Origin of the sequence: Methylobacterium platani (genome assembly GCF_001653715.1) — a bacterium.
GTDB classification, from domain to species: domain Bacteria; phylum Pseudomonadota; class Alphaproteobacteria; order Rhizobiales; family Beijerinckiaceae; genus Methylobacterium; species Methylobacterium platani.
The window spans coordinates 22,886-39,966 of record NZ_LWHQ01000074.1 but is presented as its reverse complement, the minus strand read 5'-3'; the positions used below and the strand labels follow the sequence as shown (position 1 = coordinate 39,966).

The window sequence follows — 17,081 nt, the reverse complement described above, 5'->3', positions numbered from 1 at the left end:
AACGTCTTTAAGTTGTATCAAATCTCCGGGTCCTGTCGGTTTTGTGAAAGAAGTCTATAGTATCTTCGGGCGGTTCATCATCGTGATGATGCGGATCGTCGTCCTCGAGGTGGAGTAGAGTGATCTCGCGATCATAGCGGTCAGACCGGATACACATCTCGAGTACAGGTTCGCTGAACCAGCATCCACCGGGTCGTAAAATGCCGGTCTTCGCTTCGTCTGAATGGTCTCCCGTCACCGCCGTTGCAGCTGAGGGCAATTCGTAGACGTTTGCCCGTGTGGCGATAAAGGCCCCACTTTTGAAGGCCGCTTCACTGGCTTTGGCCCAGTGCGCAAGTCCCTCGTTCGAAACGACCACCAAGGCCCGGGTCTGCGTAAACTCGAGCCACCGCAGGATCACAGCGGTTAGTGAAACGCCGTAACGGGTCGCAAGAGTTCCAAGAACTTCGAAGTCCGGACGCGTCCGCGCCGAAAGCGACTTCCGGAAGTCATTAAAGGGCATGAGAAGATTGGCCGCAAACTGATCGGCCTGTCGCTCGATATCAGGTCCCTCTCCTCGGTGGACGTTACCCTCATCGCAATAGATGCCGCCGTCGTACTCGCCCCCGTCCTCGATCATTTTGCGGTGGAGAACGTAGTGCCCGAATTCATGGGCGATCGTGAAGTTGCGGCGTCCCGGGGACTGTCCGGTTGAGCAGACAATGCCCCATTGCCGCGGAGGGGTATCAGAGTAGACGAGGGCGCCGACACAGCCTGACAGGTCGCGGTCGATGACCTCGCGGATCGGAGTCGCTGGTGCCGTCATTTTGGAATATTCGATGGCCAAGCGTTCGACATCGACCGGTCCATCCTCGAACCTGTTCAGCCCGAGCACGGTGTCCAGCATCATCGTCAGATTGTTCGCCTCCTTGAGTGGCTGCGGCAGGGCACCTTTCATGTCGGCCGCTTACCGCCTAGTGTCTTAGCGATCTCCCTGAGTTGCCGCTTCGTGTCCGGGTTCATACCACTGTACTCTCGGAAGAAAGCCTGATCTTGCGCATCGCCGAGAGACTGTCTGTCAGACCCAAGGAGATAATCTACCGTAACCTCAAGCGCGGTAGCGATAGCAGACAGTTTCTCTGCTGACGGTCGCGGAGGGTTCTTGTTCTCGAGTTCCCACACATAACTTTTGGAAGACCCCGTCGCGGCAGCGAGCTGGTCGAGCGTCATCCGCTTGGCTGTGCGAAGTTCCTTGATCCTTGGACCGAAACTCATCGATGCCGTCGTCCGTGCATGGCCATATCCGCGTTATCCCCTTGTTCGCTGTAGGCGTATCGTAGGTCCCTTGACTCCGAAGAACAAGGCGCCCACTTTGTTCGGAGTAGCGATACATGACGTACCATCAAAGCGGTTGGCACGCCTATGATGGAGGTGCCGCTCGGCATGCGGCGCAGGTGCGCCGCAGAGCGCCGCAACTCAAGGACGAGGGGCTGGAGATGGCGAAGAACACGGGCAACGGCTTCCGTCGGGGAGCAGTGACCGGGAGAACGCAGTTCCAGCGTCCTGACGGGCATTGGCAGAAGCGCGACGAGCGCACGGGTCAACTCATGGGCGTCAAGGACAATGGCACTCCTTTCAAGGGGGTGGCCCGCGAGCCGGACGGACGCGACACGCCGAACGCCTGAGATCGAGCGGCGGGCGAATTCAACAGCAACCCTGTCAACTGTCTGGCCTAAGCGATCTCAAGGAGACGGCGATGTCCGCCAAGACTACCCATTTCAAGGTTGGCAACGGCGACATGACTCTCATGGTGCTAGAGAGCGGCCGTTGCCTCCTCATCGACTGCAAGATCGGCGTCGCAGCTGACGATCCGAACGATGATGCCCCTGACGTCGGCGCCCAGCTTCGCGACCGCCTCACCCGCGATGCCAGCGGGCGCCTGTTCGTCGATGCCTTCCTGCTCACGCATCCGGACCAGGACCATTGCGCGGGCTTGCGGCGCCATTTCCACCTCGGCCCCCCTGCCTCGTGGGTGAAGGCCGACGACAAGATCGTTATCCGCGAGATGTGGTCGTCGCCGATCGTCTTCCGCCGCGCCGATCGAAAGAACGCTAAGGGCGGGCATACCCTGTGCGAGGATGCGCAGGCATGGCGCGACGAGGCTCGCCGCCGGGTCAGATTGTTCCGGGCACAGAGGTGGCTCGCTGATGGCGACCGCATTCAGATCCTGGGCGAGGACGTCGATGGCAAGACGGGCGACCTCCTGCCGATCCTCGTCTCGGCCGGATCGGTCTTCTCGACGATCTGCGGCGTCACCGATGCGACGTTCTCCGGGCTGCTTATGGCGCCGATGCTCGCCGATGACGACGCGGAGGCGGAGGTCCTCTCGAAGAACAACTCCAGCGTGATCGTGCGGCTGACCCTGGCGGCCGGTGGCAATCCTACGGCCGGGCGCTTCCTGTTCGGCGGCGACGCCGAGGTTGCCATCTGGGAGAGGGTCCGCGACAGGTACACGGACCAGGAACTGACCTATGACGTTCTGATGGCGCCGCATCACTGCAGCTGGCACAGCCTCTCCTGGGATAGCTGGTCGGAGAAGCGCGAGAAGGCCGTGGTGTCGGAACGGGCAAGATCGGCGCTCGCTCAGGCAGCGTCCGGCGCGATCATCGTCTCCAGCAGCAACGCCATCCTGGACGACAACCGCGATCCTCCCTGCATCCGTGCGAAGCGGGAGTATGAGGCGATCCTCAAACCCGTCTCCGGCCCCTTCCGGTGTGTCGCGGATGAGCCGGGTGACGATCCGCTGGAGATCAGCATCAGCTATTTCGGCGTCAAGCCGTCCCGTCTCCTTGCGGGGGTGGCCGGCGGCCTTGCCACGGGTGTCGGCAGTGAGGCCCTGGCCCATGGCTGATGCCACGATCGCACCCGCCGTCCTCAGGGCGTTGCGGATCTCCACAGCTCACCCGGCCGTGCGCGCCGTGCGCGTCGAGGAATCGCACGAGGACGGTTCAGTCTGGGCTGAACTCGACATCGCGCAGGAGCTGCCGTCCGCGTGGCGCGTCGCCGGTGTCAGTCCGAGCGGCGTCCGGTCCATCGAGAGCGTCACCATTCGCTTCCCGTCGGATTTCCCCCGGGGTTCGCCCCGGGCCTTTCTCCGGGCAGACTTCGACCGCACCCATCCCCACCTCCTCCCAGTGCCCAAATCGCTTGGGCTGCCACCGCAGCCTTGCGTCGTGCAAGCCTTCCCGTCCGAACTCATCCAGGCCCGCGGTTTCTCGGGTTATCTCGACCAGCTCGCGGACTGGCTCGACAAAGCCGCCATGCTGCAATTGAACAACCCGCAGCATGGCTGGGAGCCTGTCCGCCGCAATCGCGTCGACGACGAGATCATCCTCGACCCCGACGTGATCCGGGAGTTGGCGGTTCCGTCGGGCGAATGCGTTGTGGTTGCCACGGACTACCTTCGGTTCGACCTAGGCGACGGCAAGCGGATGATGCGGGTCGCGCTCAATCCGGCCGTCCGGGTCGATCCTGCCAAGGCTCAATGCAGCGAAAGCAAGGTATCGGAGACGACCGCCAGGGGCCGGGGCATCGCCCTTGTGGTCTCCGCCCCGGACTCAAACGGAGCTCCGACGGTGATCGACACAGCCGTTCCGGAGGACGTCGAGACGGTCGAAGATCTCATGCATCGGGCGACGCTGTACCGATGTGCCCAAATATTGAGAGCCAAGCTCGATCATATCGCGTTCCGGTTGGATCAGGGCAGGTTCCAGGCCTGCCCGTTGCCTGTCATCTTTCTCGTGCGTCGGCCATTCGCTCTCGTCGGCAGCACCTCGAGCATTGAGATTTGCCCCTACCTTCTCGACCTGGAACCCGGCGGCGATCTGCTGAGGGGCATCGGACACGTCCGCCTTTGCGGGGTTCGCGACGACATCTCGGTGAACCTTCTGCGGCGAGCGTCCGGCGATCCGGTAGAAGCCGACAGGCCACGCTGGGCGCTTCTCGGGTGCGGCAGTGTCGGATCGAAAATCGCCGTCCATGCAGCGAGGCGCGGCCTCGGGCCGACGGACATGGTGGACCGCGCAACGATGGCGCCACACAATTACGCTCGTCACGCCTTGCTGCCGGAGCCGGACGTCCGCGGCGGGGCCATGGCGTACAAGGCGCAGGTCCTGGCACATACCCTCTTGGGCTTCCGACAAGAGCCGCGTTTCGAGATCGGCAGCGTGGAGGAACTGTGTGCCTCCGCAGAGGGACGCGTGGAGCTCGGCGATTGCCGCCTGGTCGTGAACACGACCGGCTCCAGCCTGCTCCGCGAGGTCGTCTCCTTCCGTGAGTGGGAGGCAAGGCCGAGGTTTGCCGACGCTCACCTCCTCGGTGCAGGAAGTGTCGCTTACGCTGCCTTCGAAGGGGTGAACGGTAACCCCAACCTGAGCGACCTTGCCGCAGAGTCCTACCGCATCCTCGCCAAGGACGAAGGGCTCAGGAGCAGCGTTTTCAGTGCGGAGGCGCAGGCGATCGACATCGGACAGGGCTGCGGTGCTCTGACATTCCCGATGCCTGATGACCGCCTCAGCGCGCTCGCAGCGGGTCTGGCTCAGACAGTATGCGGCTACCTCCGGCGAGATGAGGCGCCTGAGCAAGGAACCTTGCGCGTCGGGCATATCCTGTCTGATGGGCTTTCTCAGTCGTGGACGTCAGCCGAGATCGAACCCCGCATCGTGGTGCGGAGTGGCGCTGTCGAGGTCAGGATCAGCCCAAGGGTGGACTCCGAGATCAGAGCGGCCATCGCCGCGCGTCCTGGCGTCGAGACAGGGGGGGTAATCGTCGGCCGGTACTCGCAGGTCGGAGAGGCCTTCCAGATCGTCGACCTGTTGCCCGCTCCGCCCGACAGCGTGTTTTCCGCCGAACGTTTCGTGCTGGGGGTCCAGGGCCTGAGGCAATCCGTTCGTCAACTTCTCGAGGAGAGCGGCGGGTCGCTCTACGTCCTGGGGACCTGGCACAACCACCTCGTCCCGAGTGGCCCGTCAGCATTAGATGCTGCGACCGCTGCACGTTTGGCACTTCGCCAGTTCTTCCCGGTGCTCATGCTGATCGCCCATCCCGAAGGCTATTCGTTCTTCTCCGCCGAACTCGGTGCTCAGGCTTTTTCTGCGTTGGCGATGGAGCGCGTAGCCGAATGACAGACCTTCTCCGGCACGTCGGCCTGAGCCGCTACGAACTGAACGCGCGTTTGAAGCCAGCACTCCTGGCGTTGCTCCCAACCTTCTGTGTCGCCCTGTACTGGTACCCAGGGGTATGGTCCGTCGTAAGTTCCATCATGGCCGTTGGCAGCGCGTGCGGCGTGCTCTACGCCATCGCGCAACTTGCAAGAAATCGTGGAAGGGTCATAGAGCGCAGACTCGAACGTAAGGCAGGCCGAGATCATACCGCCAAGCTCCTGACGCACTCCGACAACACGCTCGTGGCTGAAACCAAGGCTCGCTATCACGCCTACTTGCTGCGACATGACAGGGCACTGTCGACGTTTGATGAGGAAAAGGTGGGGCCGGAGGAGGCTTTCCGCCGCGCGCGATCGGCGGTCGACTGGTTGCTTGAGCACAGTCGAATTAGTGCGGGGGCATCTCTTCTTCTCGACGAAAACATATCTTACGGGTTCCAGCGTAATCTTCTAGGTCTCAAGCCGTTCGGCATCGCGTTGAGCGTCACCGCGCTCGTGGTGCATGGCCTCCTACTTGCGCTGGCGATGCCTACAGGCGAACGTTTGTGGCTCGGCGTCGCAATCTGCATCCCACTCACCATCTTCCTTTTCGGATGGGTGTTCCTTGTCACGAAAGGGGCGGTGGCAGAGGCTTCGTTAGCGTATGCGCAGAGATTGCTGGCTTTCTGTGAAGCCCCGGCAAAGTCACCTCGCGCTCGCCCTGTGTTGTCAGAGGCTACCAAGAGCGCTGCAATGCCAGCAAAGTCGCGGCAGCGTAAAAAGGCTTCCGAGTCGAAAAATCTGTGACGGTAAAGGCCGTCGGTCAGTAATTAGGGAATACCCAATCAACGGGACCGGGTTCCACGGGACGGTGTCCGCGACACGTCCCATAGCGCTCAAAGTGACGATGATTTACGCAATCTAAATTGAAGCGTATCCGGGGTGCCACATGTTGTTTTCAATGGTCAGGTTGAGATCGTCAGTGGTGGCACTGGCCAAGCCCTCGGCGATAGCCTGCCTTGCAACTGCCTCCGCCACGCGAAGGGATACCTGGCGCAACTCGTTGACCGGCGGCAGGAGGTTGCCATCCTTGTCGCTAGATGTCGGCGAAACGGATGCAAGCGCCCGCGCTGCAGCCATCAGCATGCCATCGGAAATTCGTCGTGCTTTGACAGACATCGCCCCAAGGCCGATGCCGGGAAAGACGTAGGAGTTGTTCGTTTGGTCGATGCGCTTGAGCCTGTCGCCTACTGGTGCGGGGGGGAATGGGCTGCCGACACCGACCACCGCCCGGCCGTCCGTCCAGGCTAGAATATCGGCCGGTGTGGCCTCTGCCCGCGAATTCGGGTTCGACAGCGGGAATATCACGGGCCGCTCGACGCCAGAAGCCATGTCCCGCACGACCTGCTCCGGGAACCCGCCCGGCTGTCCTGATACGCCGATCAGCGTGGTGGGCCGGACGTTGCGGACGACATCAGCCAGGCCAACGAAGCCTGCTCGGTCAAGCTGCCACTGCCCGGCAACGTCTCGCGGTTGGACGAAGGGCTCCTGGAACGGCAGTAGCTCCGGCATGCCTTCGACCAGGAGCCCATTGCGGTCCACCAGATAGAACCGTGAGCGGGCTTCGGCCTCGCTCAGGCCATCCTCGATCATCGCCCGTAGGAGCAGGGCGCTGATGCCGCAGCCAGCACCGCCTGCGCCCAGTACGACGATCTTCTGGTCCTTGATCGGAATGCCCGTCACATTGCCGGTCGCCAGGAGCGTACCGGCCGCAACGACCGCCGTGCCCTGCACGTCATCGTTGAAGGTGCACAGCCGGTCGCGATATTTGTCCAAGAGACGCGTGGCGTTGTGTCGGGCGAAGTCCTCCCACTGCAGCAGGGCATTGGGCCAACGCTGCCTCACCGCCTCGACGAACGCTTCGATGAAGGCGTCATACTCCTCACCACGAACGCGCTCGTGGCGCCAGCCGACGTAGAGCGGGTCTGCCAGTCGTTCTGGGTTGTCGGTACCCACGTCGAGGAACAGTGGCAGCGTCTTCGCCGGATTGATCCCGCCGCAAGCCGTGTAGAGGGCGAGCTTGCCGATCGAGATACCCATACCCCCAGCGCCCTGGTCGCCGAGACCTAGCACCCGTTCGCCGTCCGTCACAACGATGACTTCTACATCATCAAAGCGCGGGCTGGAAAGGATTTCCACCATCCGATCTTTATGCGGGTAGCTCAGGAAGATGCCGCGTGGCTTCCAGAAATGCTCGCTGAACGACTGGCACCCGAGGCCAACGGTAGGTGTGTAGACGACGGGTAGCATCTCTTCGAGATGCCGGCTCAATAAGGCGTAAAACAGGATCTCGTTGCTATCCTGTAGGCCTCTCAGGAAGACATACCGGTCGAAGTCGTTCGGAAAGTTGCGGTAAGCCTGAAGGCGCCGTGCAACTTGCTCATCGAGCGATGCGATGACAGGGGGAAGCAGGCCATGAAGGCCCCACTTGTCGCGTTCGTGTTCCGAAAACGCAGTTCCCTTATTCCGTAGCGGATCTCGAAGAATATCCAGCCCACTGCGCACCGCGCTCATGGTCGCATCCCCCCTTGATTGAATGATGAGCAACACTTCTAATCTTGGGAAGCGAGCCAATCACGCCCGGTCAATGCCGGGTTGCGCACGTTTGATGCTCATTAACGACAGCAGGGCGAAAGGGCCAATGCCAGTTCGTTATCGCGTTATGTGCGCCGCGCATTACCTTTCAGGGCAAGGGCCACCCAAGGAAACCTCGGATTTCAGGCTGGGATCCACCGGCCGCAGCCGCGAAGACATTTGCGTCCTTCTACGCGCTAATGGCTGTCTGGCTGAGATGCTCCCAAAGAGCATCTGCTGCTTGGTTGCGGCACTCAAGCGACCGGAACAGCCTGATCTCAATTGGTACGTCGAATATCTCCGATCCGGCGCGTACAAGCTGGCCGCGGTCCTGATCGTCCGCCGCTACGGTCTGCGGCAGCCATGCCACCCCATGCCCGTTACGCGCCATCGTCATGAGCGTCGCTGCCAGATGCGAGGTCAGTGCCGTGGCCATGTGCGTAAGCTCCCGATCCTGGCAAGCCGCCAGAATGCGACCGAGTCCTGACGCCTGGCTGTAGCCGAGATAGGGGAGCGGGGCGGCTGACGTGCCCGGCAGCGGCCACATCGCGTGGCCCTCGGGGCTGGGTGCGCAGAGTGGAACGAGGACGTCAGAGCTCACCGGAAGGCTCGGGAAGCGCTCGGCTTCGAAGCGGGTCGGTGCCTCCGGATGGTGATGGCACAGCAGAAAGTGCACCTCACCCGAGAGCAGGATCTGCTCGCAGGCCTCCATGCTGTCCGAGATGAGGTTAAGCGTCCCAAGTGCCTGGGTCCGCATCAGTCCGCGGATCCAGTTCGGGAAGAACGTGAACGAGAGTGCGTGAGTCGCTGCGATCGACAGCGTCGCTGTATCCCGCGCGCCGACGGCGCGTGTGTCCCGCCTAGCCTTCTCAAGCCCACGGATGAGATCGTGGACCGCTGGCTGGAAATGCGTGCCGGCCGGCGTAAGCGTGGTGCCTTGGGCTCCCCGCGCGAACAGGGATGTGCCGACCCAGTCCTCGAGGGCACGGATCCGCCGGCTGAAGGCGGGCTGGGAGACGTGCCGCACCTCGGCCGCACGCGAAAATGTCTTCTGCTCCGCGAGGGCCAGGAAGTCCTTCAGCCAGTCCAGTTCCATGCCGATGCCATTCACGCATAGCGCATTCCGAACATGGCATTGGCCCAGGGGCCGTGTCCAGCCGTATGGCACCTCCCAAGCCACTACAAGAGGGTTTCGCTTGAACATCCCCTCAAGAACGAAATAGGGAGGAGGGATGCCATGAAAATATGGCTTAGCCGTCTCTACGTGCAGGTATTCATAGCCATCATCCTGGGTGGCTTGATCGGGTATTTCCTGCCCGATATCGGCATCACATTGCAGCCTCTTGCTGATGGCTTCATCAAGCTGATCAAGATGCTGCTCGCGCCGGTGATCTTCGGCACCATCGTCGTCGGCATCGCCAAAATGGGCAACATGAAGGAGGTCGGCCGCATCGGTGTGCGGGCACTGATCTACTTCGAGGTGGTTTCCACCCTGGCGCTCATCATCGGACTCGTCGTCGTCAACGTCATGAAGCCCGGCGTGGGCATGAACATCGATGCCTCGCACATCGATGGCAGTGCGATCGCTGGCTATGCCAAACGGGCCGAGGCTCAGCCCGGCATGGTTGGCTTCCTGATGGACATCATTCCCTCGACGATGGTGGACGCCTTCGCCAAGGGCGCCATGCTGCAGATCATCCTGATCTCGCTGCTGTTCGGCCTGGCCCTCGTCCAAGCCGGCGAGCGCGGCAAGCCCGTAGTGGTGGTGATCGACAGCCTGCTCGACTCGCTGTTCCGCATCGTCGGCATGGTCATGCGTCTGGCCCCGATCGGCGCTGGTGCCGGCGTCGCCTTCACCATCAGCAAGTACGGCTTCGGCACGGTCTGGTCGCTCGCCTACCTCATGCTCGGTGTCTATGCGACCTCGATCCTGTTCGTCGGCGTGGTCCTCGGCGCGGTCTGCTCCTGGACCGGCTTCTCGCTCGCGAAGGTGCTCAGCTACTTCAAGGACGAGATCCTGATCACCTTCGGTACCTGCTCCACCGAAGCCGTCATGCCGCGCATGATGGCCAAGCTCGAGCGGCTGGGTTGCGAGAAGTCCGTGGTCGGCCTGGTGCTGCCCACCGGCTACACCTTCAACGCCGATGGCACCTGCATCTACTTGACCATGGCGGCGATCTTCGTCGCCCAGGCCACCAACACGCCACTCGGGTTCGGCGACCAGCTCGTTGTCCTCGGCGTGCTGCTCCTGACCTCCAAGGGATCGGCTGGGGTCGCCGGCGCCGGGTTCGTCACCCTCGCCGCCACCCTGTCGAGCATCCACACTGTCCCCGTTGCCGGCCTGGTGCTGCTGCTCGGCGTCGACCGCTTCATGAACGAGGCGCGGGCGGTGACCAACCTGATCGGCAATGCGGTCGCCACCATCGCGGTCGCCAAATGGGAAGGCGCCTTCGATCGAGCCAAGGCCGAGGATGCCTACCTCAACCGGGCCGAGGTCGCGGCCGAGGACGTCATCCCCGAGACGGAAGCCGAGCCTGCCGCCCTGCCCCGTCCCGTCGTCGCTGCCCACTAGAGCTCCGGCAGCGCCTGAACACCCCGTCCAATCCTCTTAGAACCCCTACAGGAGAACACCCATGCGTATCGTCGACGTCTGCGAGGTCACCAAGCCGATCTCCTCGCCCATCCGCAACGCCTACATCGACTTCTCGAAGATGACCGCCAGCCTCGTGGCCGTCGTCACCGACGTCGAGCGCGACGGACGCCGCGTGGTTGGCTACGGCTTCAACTCGAACGGCCGCTACGGCCAGGGCGGCCTGATCCGCGAGCGCTTCAAGAACCGCATCCTGGAGCTGGAGACCAAGGACCAGCTGAACGAGGCCGGCGACAACCTCTGCCCCCACAAGCTGTGGGCAGCGATGATGACCAACGAGAAGCCCGGCGGCCACGGCGAGCGCTCGGTGGCGGTCGGCACCCTCGACATGGCGATCTGGGACGCGACCGCCAAGATCGCCGGCAAGCCGCTGTTCCGCCTGCTCGCTGAGCAGAAGGGCGTCGAGGCCAACCCGCGCGTGTTCGTCTACGCCGCTGGCGGCTACTACTACCCCGGCAAGGACGACACCCAGCTGCGCGCCGAGATGCGCGGCTACCTCGACCGTGGCTACAACGTCGTGAAGATGAAGATCGGCGGCGTGCCGATCGACGAGGACCAGCGCCGCATCGAGGCCGTGCTGAAGGAGATCGGCTCGCAGGCGCAGCTCGCCGTGGACGTCAACGGCCGCTTCAACCTCGAGCAGGGCATCGCCTACGCCAAGATGCTGCGGCAGTACCCGCTGTTCTGGTACGAGGAGGTCGGCGACCCGCTCGACTACGCCCTGCAGGCCGCGCTGTCCGAGTACTACCCCGGCCCGATGGCCACCGGCGAGAACCTGTTCTCGCACCAGGACGCCCGCAACCTCCTGCGCTACGGCGGCATGCGCCCCGACCGTGACTACCTGCAGTTCGACTGCGCGCTCTCCTACGGCCTGGTCGAGTACCTGCGCACCCTCGACGTGCTGCACCAGTTCGGCTGGTCGCCCTCCCGCTGCATCCCGCACGGTGGTCACCAGATGTCGCTCAACATCGCGGCCGGCCTCGGGCTCGGCGGCAACGAGAGCTACCCCGACCTGTTCCAGCCCTACGGCGGTTTCCCGGATGGCGTGAAGGTCGAGAACGGTCACATCGTCATGCCGGAACTGCCGGGCATCGGCTTCGAGGGCAAGTCGGACCTGATCAAGGTCATGCGCGAGCTGGCTGAGTAAGGCGTCTGTGAAGCGGGCGGCGCAAATTGCGCCGCCCGCCTCTTGCTGGAAGTACAGGGCCGCAACGCTTAAGATCCAGTTGCCCGACCATGTATTTGCTCAACGATGTTGAACAGGCTGTGCTAAACGCCCTGACCGACGAGTTCATGAGTACATCGGTAGTCAAAGTTCGGGCGGGCATATCAAGTGAAGAGCGAAACCCAGCCACACTAGCGGTGTGTCTGGAGCTAGAGCGCCGAGGGCTGGCGGAACACAGAGGTTGCCTGTCCCGCACATCGCTGCGCTGGCGACGGGCCGACCGGATCGACAGGACTCCAACACTCATGAACGTCCGCTACGATCACATCCATCTGCGCAGCCGAGACGCTTTAGCGGCAGCGCACTTCTACATCGATATTCTCGGCGCTCAAGAAATTCGACGTGACGGGTCCCCGATCATCACCCGCATGACAATCTCTCTAGGCGGCGTGACCATCTTTATCGAGCAAGCACCAGAGAACACAACGCCTGCTGCAGCACCACACCACCTGGGTATTGAGCATATAGGCCTTGCCGTCGACGATATCGAGCAAGCCTATTTATATGTTAAGCAGCATAATATCGAGATAATTTCAGGAATTAATGACGTAAATCCATATCTACGGACGATCTTTATAAAAGGTCCTGATGGCGTCACTATCGAATTGTTGCAGCGATCCGCCAAGTCCTGAACAGGGTAGCAGCTTTCGCTGCGCGGTTCACGGCCCGGATCAGATGAGTATCTTCCATGAAGCCAGACGTCCTGCTGCTCAAAGCTATTCTGCCTGATACGATCAGAGCGCTAGAGGAACATTTCACTCTGCATCGCCTGGATCAGGCGGCGGACCGGAGTGCCTTCATCGCGGCCGTCGGACACGACATTCGTGCTGTCGTGGTCGGTGGCCAAGCGCCAGCCACATCAGAACTCTTTGCACAGCTGCCACGCCTGGAGATCGTCGCGAATTTCGGCGTTGGTTACGACACGATCGACGTCGCTGCTGCCCAGCAGCGCCGCATCATTGTCACCAACACGCCCGATGTGCTCACCGAGGAAGTTGCCGACCTTGCTCTCGGCCTGCTGCTCGCGGTGGTCAGGCGCATCCCCCAGGCAGACCGCTATCTGCGTTCCGGAGCCTGGACCGGCGCGAGCTTCCCGCTGACGGCTTCTCTACGTGGGCGTCGCATCGGCATCGTCGGCCTCGGTCGTATCGGCCAAGCCGTTGCCCGCCGCCTCGACGGATTTGGTGTGTCGATCGCCTATCATACCCGGACGCGCCGCCCCAACGAGCCTTACGCCTACTGCGACAGCATCCTTGAGCTGGCACAGACAACCGACGTGCTCATTGTAGTGGCGCCTGGCAATGCCAGCACATCTAACCTGATCAACGCGGACGTACTGGCAGCCTTGGGGCCGAATGGCGTCCTGATCAACGTGGCTCGGGGTAGCCTGGTCGATGAGCCTGCGCTGATTGATGCTCTGCAACGGGGCGTCATCCAAGCTGCTGGCCTCGATGTGTTTGCTGACGAGCCCCGGGTCCCCGCCGCCCTGACGGCTCAGGACAACGTCGTGCTGCTTCCGCACGTCGGCTCGGCCACCCATCACACCCGCGGGGCGATGGGATCACTGCTCGTGGACAACTTGATTGCCTGGTTTTCCGGGCAAGGGCCAATCACGCCGGTGTCCGAGACGCCATGGCCGCTGAACCCCGGTTGATGTCTTGCCAGAGCTTACCGCGCAGAAAGTAAAATCCATGACGTCACGCACCTACCGCATCGCCGTGATCCCCGGGGACGGCATCGGCAAGGAGACGGTGCCGGAGGGCGTGCGCGTGCTGGAGCAGGCGGCCAAGCGCCACGGCTTCACGCTGCAGCAGGACTGGTTCGACTTCTCGTCCTACGACTACTACGCCAAGCACGGCCGGATGATGCCGGAGGACTGGAAGGCGCAGATCGGCGGGCACGACGCGATCTTCTTCGGCGCCGTCGGCTGGCCGGAGAAGATCCCCGACCACGTCTCGCTGTGGAACTCCCTGATCCTGTTCCGGCGCGAGTTCGACCAGTACATCAACCTGCGCCCGGTGCGGCTGATGCCCGGCGTGCCGTGCCCGCTTGCCGACCGCAAACCCGGTGACATCGACTTCTGGGTGGTTCGTGAGAACACCGAGGGAGAATACTCCAATGCGGGCGGACGAATGTTCGCCGGCACGGAGCGGGAGTTCACGCTTCAGGAGACGATCATGACGCGCCATGGCGTCGATCGGATCCTCAAGTTTGCTTTCAATCTCGCTCAAAGTCGTCCGAAAAAGCACCTGACCTCGGCCACTAAGTCGAATGGTATATCAATTACCATGCCGTACTGGGACGAGCGAGTGCGAGAGATGGCCAAGTGCTATACTGATGTAAAATGGGATCAGTATCATATCGATATTCTGACGGCGCACTTCGTGCTTAATCCCGACCGGTTCGATGTCGTCGTAGCCTCTAACCTGTTCGGTGACATTCTCTCTGATCTCGGCCCCGCCTGTACCGGTACGATCGGCATTGCACCGTCCGGGAATATCAACCCCGAGCGCGTTCATCCCTCTGTCTTCGAGCCTGTGCACGGCTCGGCGCCGGATATCGCTGGCCAGGGCATCGCCAATCCGATCGGCCAGATCTGGTCCGGTGCGATGATGCTGGAGCACCTCGGGGAGAAGGAGGCCGCTGCAGAGATCGTTGCCGGCATCGAGCGGGTCTTGGCCGAGCAGACTCTGCGCACCCGCGACCTCGGCGGCAACGCCGATACCGAGGCTTGCGGAAGGGCGGTCGAGGAAGCCTTGAGCTAATAGACCTTTTCCCCTGCTACTTGGCCAGGTGCACCGATGCCATGCCGTTCGGCACGAGTTTCGGCGAGCCTGGTCTCGAAAGGAGGGGCGCGTTCCTGCGGAACCGCGTCCTACTCGCTTCGCTCCCCGAACCCCGTGCCGGGTTTCGGCCCTGCGGGTGACGACCGCATCGCGCGGCCCTCGTCCCACTCTGTGTGCAATGCGGCCCTGTTCGAATGCGCCGATCCGGTCCCGATCCAAGTTTCGCGCCAATCCGCCGGTTCAGCCTTCGCTAAGCTCCCGCCCGCATTCTGCCGCAGAGCCACGTTGCATACCGGCTCGAGCGTGAGATGGACGACCCTCCCCGCCAGCCCGTGATCAGATCGGGTGGCGGGGCAGCTGCCCTGGCTCCTCGCCATTACATCGCAGCCCTGGCCTGCCGGCCTTTACCCCAATTCGGTAGCCGGTCGCAGGCTCTGGCTGTGATCGCCCGCCTGATCCGACCGCGAGACCAGGGGCGTCGTTCCGCCCCCAGCTTGGCCCTGCTCGATCTCCGCAATGCGAAGCTTCAGTGCCTCGATCTCGCCGTGCAGCTCACCCGCTATGACCGCAAGCTCGACGCACTGGTCCTGAGCCGTGGCCAGCGCCAGCCGAAGCTCGGCATTCTCTAGCATGATGGCAAGGAACTCGGCGCTGCTCTGGCTGGTGGAGGCCATGCCCTCTCCCACCCGCCCCGTGCGGGGACGACGGATCTATCTTAGGGGCTGTCGGAGTGCCAACCGGATACCTCGACGTGCGCGCACGTGGCACGGCACCCCATCCGCTGGGTCTACACGCGGATCGATCGAACAAAATGCTCGAACGATCGGCTCGGCTCCGTCGACTCCCTGATGATAGCGACCGCGTTTGCAGGACGGTGTCGACGGTACGTATGCGTTAAGACCGAACACTATGGATCGTCAGCCTCGGGCAGCAGCTGTTCAACTCGATCAAGGAGTGCTGCCGCCAAGCCAGGACCTTCTAGATGGATGCCAATCTCGTCCATAGGGTCGTCGGCTCGACCTGATTGCGACCCCCAATTCATCGTACTTACCACAACATCGTCGTCATCCCATAGTAGAAATTTGCAGTGAAGCTGGGGGTCGCGTACACCTATTACATCCACCACGCCGTGAAGGCGTGTGCGCTGCTCAGAGACATGTCGACGTTTTACGGGCCCTGTCTGACGTGAATAAAGGACCCGAACATCTTCAAGGCGACGGCCTGCGACTTCTGCTGGCGTGAACAGCGCTGGAACCATCGGGGCACCAAGCCTATGAGTACAGCAGATGAAGCGTTTTTTCGCATCGTGAGCTGCTCTCCGGAGCAGGGCGTCGTGGTCGGCGGAATAAACTACAGAGAAACGCGCTTTCAGAATTTCAGATGGCTCCATACGATGACGACCGACTTCTATGATTGACCGTCGCAACTCGGCCGCCATGAACCGAAGGTTTTCCCGGGAGCGACTGGCATCGTGAAGGGGTGCCACAATCGCACGCAAGACGTCGAGGGCGGCTGCCGCAGCTCCCGCCTCCCTGAGAAGTACTGACACTTCCACCGCTAGGAATGGCGATGACAACCAATTGCACGAGCCAATTACGACGACTGCCCCACCTGCCCCGTCATCAGCGGCCAAAAACTTGGCGTGGCTCCTTACTGGGTCGCGATGAACTTTGAGGTATCCTCGGGAGCGCCCGCCAGCCTCTAATTTAACCCGGATCTCCTCCATGGCATGAGCATGTTTTGCATTCTCATCGAGTGATGTCCCAAAAAATAAATGGCAAGTGACCCCACGTTTAATGGCCTTGTCAAGGGCGTCGATGATTCGATCACGCTGTTCCCGCCCCTTCTCATCTGCTTGTGATGCGACGAAGGTTGACAGGACAAATACGTCCTGTGTTGCTTTATTGACAATTTCAACGAAGCGATCGACATGTTCGGCTGATCCAACAAGAAAATTACTAGCGTCGAACTCCGTCTCGATGGGAGGAGGAGGTGAGCGATCCTGATGCGCGAGCGAAGGCAAACTGCCGGTTGAGACGGTGGCGCGAAGAGCGGCAACAAGCTCGTCGCTCGCGTTCTTGGGAAAAACTCCGTTTTTCGCGTCGTTGAGATCAATCTTAAGATAAACCCGTCGCAGAACGGAGTTGATAGCGCGCACACCGCGGAGCCATTCGCCTGGCCGCATTGATCCCGCCATGAAACGACCAACCCGGAGAGCCATCGTCTCGTCGGTCTCATCACGCTCATCACGGGAGAACCTGACCGCATAAGCCAGTTGCCCGACATCCCGCTCCAGCACGAAATCTACGTCACGACGGCGAAATACGGATTGACCTACCCGTTCGTAGATTAGGCTGATGGGTATCTCGCGGTCAACAGTTCGTTCGGGAAGAGGTTGCCCTGATCTGATTAGCTGCTGTCCTAGCGTGCTGGTAGCAAGTACAGGTACGGGAGATGTTCGTAATTCAATCAAGCCGAACCGCATCAGACGTGATAAGGTTGCTCCAACGACTTGAGAGTTGAGGCCTAGTCGAGCCTTGATGGACTCCATCGGACCTGGAGTTTCGTCGAGATGCAGGAGCACAAGCTCTTCGACCGGACTCCAGC

The 17,081-nt window shown here is 61.8% G+C and carries 15 protein-coding genes; 9 read left to right on the top strand and 6 right to left on the bottom strand.

Annotated features, from left to right (window positions below):
• Nucleotides 1–7: 7 nt before the first annotated feature.
• Entirely contained in the window at nt 8–937 is a 930-nt protein-coding gene (locus tag A5481_RS32960) for an ImmA/IrrE family metallo-endopeptidase (RefSeq protein WP_082173231.1), read from the bottom strand.
• A complete protein-coding gene (locus tag A5481_RS32955; protein ID WP_082173230.1) occupies nt 934–1,254 on the bottom strand; it encodes a helix-turn-helix domain-containing protein in 321 nt (106 codons plus the stop codon). The genes A5481_RS32960 and A5481_RS32955 overlap by 4 nt, the downstream gene beginning before the upstream one ends.
• 116 nt (nt 1,255–1,370) lie before the next feature.
• Between A5481_RS32955 and A5481_RS35460 the strand changes: the two genes are divergently transcribed.
• The 4 genes from A5481_RS35460 to A5481_RS32945 all read left to right on the top strand — a co-directional run bounded on the left by A5481_RS35460 (nt 1,371) and on the right by A5481_RS32945 (nt 5,986).
• Nucleotides 1,371–1,664: a hypothetical protein gene (locus A5481_RS35460; RefSeq protein WP_245238963.1), complete on the top strand. Its 294-nt coding sequence runs from the start codon at nt 1,371–1,373 to the stop codon at nt 1,662–1,664.
• A 71-nt stretch (nt 1,665–1,735) separates the two neighbouring features.
• Nucleotides 1,736–2,890: an anti-phage 6A-MBL system MBL-fold protein gene (locus A5481_RS28520; protein ID WP_048435177.1), complete on the top strand. Its 1,155-nt coding sequence runs from the start codon at nt 1,736–1,738 to the stop codon at nt 2,888–2,890.
• Nucleotides 2,883–5,162, top strand: coding sequence for an anti-phage 6A-MBL system cap2_3 protein (locus tag A5481_RS28515; RefSeq protein WP_048435176.1), 2,280 nt, complete (start codon nt 2,883–2,885; stop codon nt 5,160–5,162). The genes A5481_RS28520 and A5481_RS28515 overlap by 8 nt, the downstream gene beginning before the upstream one ends.
• Complete coding sequence (locus tag A5481_RS32945) at nt 5,159–5,986, top strand: hypothetical protein (protein ID WP_082173228.1); 828 nt, start codon at nt 5,159–5,161, stop codon at nt 5,984–5,986. Before A5481_RS28515 ends, A5481_RS32945 begins: the two co-directional genes overlap by 4 nt.
• 114 nt (nt 5,987–6,100) lie before the next feature.
• Here the strand turns inward: A5481_RS32945 and A5481_RS28510 are convergent, their stop codons facing one another.
• Both A5481_RS28510 and A5481_RS28505 read right to left on the bottom strand, forming a co-directional pair.
• Nucleotides 6,101–7,753: an NAD-dependent malic enzyme gene (locus tag A5481_RS28510; protein WP_048435175.1), complete on the bottom strand. Its 1,653-nt coding sequence runs from the start codon at nt 7,751–7,753 to the stop codon at nt 6,101–6,103.
• A 250-nt stretch (nt 7,754–8,003) separates the two neighbouring features.
• Nucleotides 8,004–8,924 (bottom strand): LysR family transcriptional regulator, encoded by a 921-nt coding sequence (locus A5481_RS28505; RefSeq protein WP_425339749.1) that lies wholly within the window; start codon nt 8,922–8,924, stop codon nt 8,004–8,006.
• 126 nt (nt 8,925–9,050) lie between these two features.
• On the opposite strand from A5481_RS28505, the gene dctA reads away from it, so the two are divergent.
• The 5 genes from dctA (at nt 9,051) to A5481_RS28485 (ending at nt 14,453) form a co-directional block, all read left to right on the top strand.
• Nucleotides 9,051–10,385, top strand: a complete 1,335-nt coding sequence (gene dctA / locus A5481_RS28500) for a C4-dicarboxylate transporter DctA (RefSeq protein WP_048435173.1) — start codon at nt 9,051–9,053, stop codon at nt 10,383–10,385.
• 61 nt (nt 10,386–10,446) lie between these two features.
• Nucleotides 10,447–11,610 (top strand): mandelate racemase/muconate lactonizing enzyme family protein, encoded by a 1,164-nt coding sequence (locus tag A5481_RS28495; protein ID WP_048435172.1) that lies wholly within the window; start codon nt 10,447–10,449, stop codon nt 11,608–11,610.
• An 89-nt stretch (nt 11,611–11,699) separates the two neighbouring features.
• On the top strand, nt 11,700–12,320 hold the full coding sequence (locus A5481_RS35455) for a VOC family protein (RefSeq protein ID WP_245238960.1): 621 nt from the start codon (nt 11,700–11,702) through the stop codon (nt 12,318–12,320).
• Between the two features lie 56 nt (nt 12,321–12,376).
• Complete coding sequence (locus A5481_RS28490; protein WP_048435171.1) at nt 12,377–13,342, top strand: 2-hydroxyacid dehydrogenase; 966 nt, start codon at nt 12,377–12,379, stop codon at nt 13,340–13,342.
• Between the two features lie 37 nt (nt 13,343–13,379).
• On the top strand, nt 13,380–14,453 hold the full coding sequence (locus A5481_RS28485; protein WP_064504456.1) for a tartrate dehydrogenase: 1,074 nt from the start codon (nt 13,380–13,382) through the stop codon (nt 14,451–14,453).
• Between the two features lie 425 nt (nt 14,454–14,878).
• On the opposite strand, the gene A5481_RS28480 is transcribed toward A5481_RS28485, so the two are convergent.
• Entirely contained in the window at nt 14,879–15,148 is a 270-nt protein-coding gene (locus A5481_RS28480; RefSeq protein ID WP_048435169.1) for a hypothetical protein, read from the bottom strand.
• 233 nt (nt 15,149–15,381) lie between these two features.
• The gene (locus A5481_RS28475) at nt 15,382–17,025 is read right to left on the bottom strand and encodes a phospholipase D-like domain-containing protein (RefSeq protein WP_342447348.1); all 1,644 of its coding nucleotides are present in this window, start codon (nt 17,023–17,025) and stop codon (nt 15,382–15,384) included.
• Nucleotides 17,026–17,081 lie beyond the last annotated feature (56 nt).

What these genes read in the sequence shown, in the direction of transcription:
- A5481_RS32960 (WP_082173231.1), bottom strand. Translation starts at nt 937, where the DNA reads ATGAAAGGTGCCCTGCCGCAGCCACTCAAGGAGGCGAACAATCTGACG.
- A5481_RS32955 (WP_082173230.1), bottom strand. Translation starts at nt 1,254, where the DNA reads ATGAGTTTCGGTCCAAGGATCAAGGAACTTCGCACAGCCAAGCGGATG.
- A5481_RS35460 (WP_245238963.1), top strand. Translation starts at nt 1,371, where the DNA reads ATGACGTACCATCAAAGCGGTTGGCACGCCTATGATGGAGGTGCCGCT.
- A5481_RS28520 (WP_048435177.1), top strand. Translation starts at nt 1,736, where the DNA reads ATGTCCGCCAAGACTACCCATTTCAAGGTTGGCAACGGCGACATGACT.
- A5481_RS28515 (WP_048435176.1), top strand. Translation starts at nt 2,883, where the DNA reads ATGGCTGATGCCACGATCGCACCCGCCGTCCTCAGGGCGTTGCGGATC.
- A5481_RS32945 (WP_082173228.1), top strand. Translation starts at nt 5,159, where the DNA reads ATGACAGACCTTCTCCGGCACGTCGGCCTGAGCCGCTACGAACTGAAC.
- A5481_RS28510 (WP_048435175.1), bottom strand. Translation starts at nt 7,753, where the DNA reads ATGAGCGCGGTGCGCAGTGGGCTGGATATTCTTCGAGATCCGCTACGG.
- dctA (WP_048435173.1), top strand. Translation starts at nt 9,051, where the DNA reads ATGAAAATATGGCTTAGCCGTCTCTACGTGCAGGTATTCATAGCCATC.
- A5481_RS28495 (WP_048435172.1), top strand. Translation starts at nt 10,447, where the DNA reads ATGCGTATCGTCGACGTCTGCGAGGTCACCAAGCCGATCTCCTCGCCC.
- A5481_RS35455 (WP_245238960.1), top strand. Translation starts at nt 11,700, where the DNA reads ATGTATTTGCTCAACGATGTTGAACAGGCTGTGCTAAACGCCCTGACC.
- A5481_RS28490 (WP_048435171.1), top strand. Translation starts at nt 12,377, where the DNA reads ATGAAGCCAGACGTCCTGCTGCTCAAAGCTATTCTGCCTGATACGATC.
- A5481_RS28485 (WP_064504456.1), top strand. Translation starts at nt 13,380, where the DNA reads ATGACGTCACGCACCTACCGCATCGCCGTGATCCCCGGGGACGGCATC.
- A5481_RS28480 (WP_048435169.1), bottom strand. Translation starts at nt 15,148, where the DNA reads ATGGCCTCCACCAGCCAGAGCAGCGCCGAGTTCCTTGCCATCATGCTA.
- A5481_RS28475 (WP_342447348.1), bottom strand. Translation starts at nt 17,025, where the DNA reads ATGGAGTCCATCAAGGCTCGACTAGGCCTCAACTCTCAAGTCGTTGGA.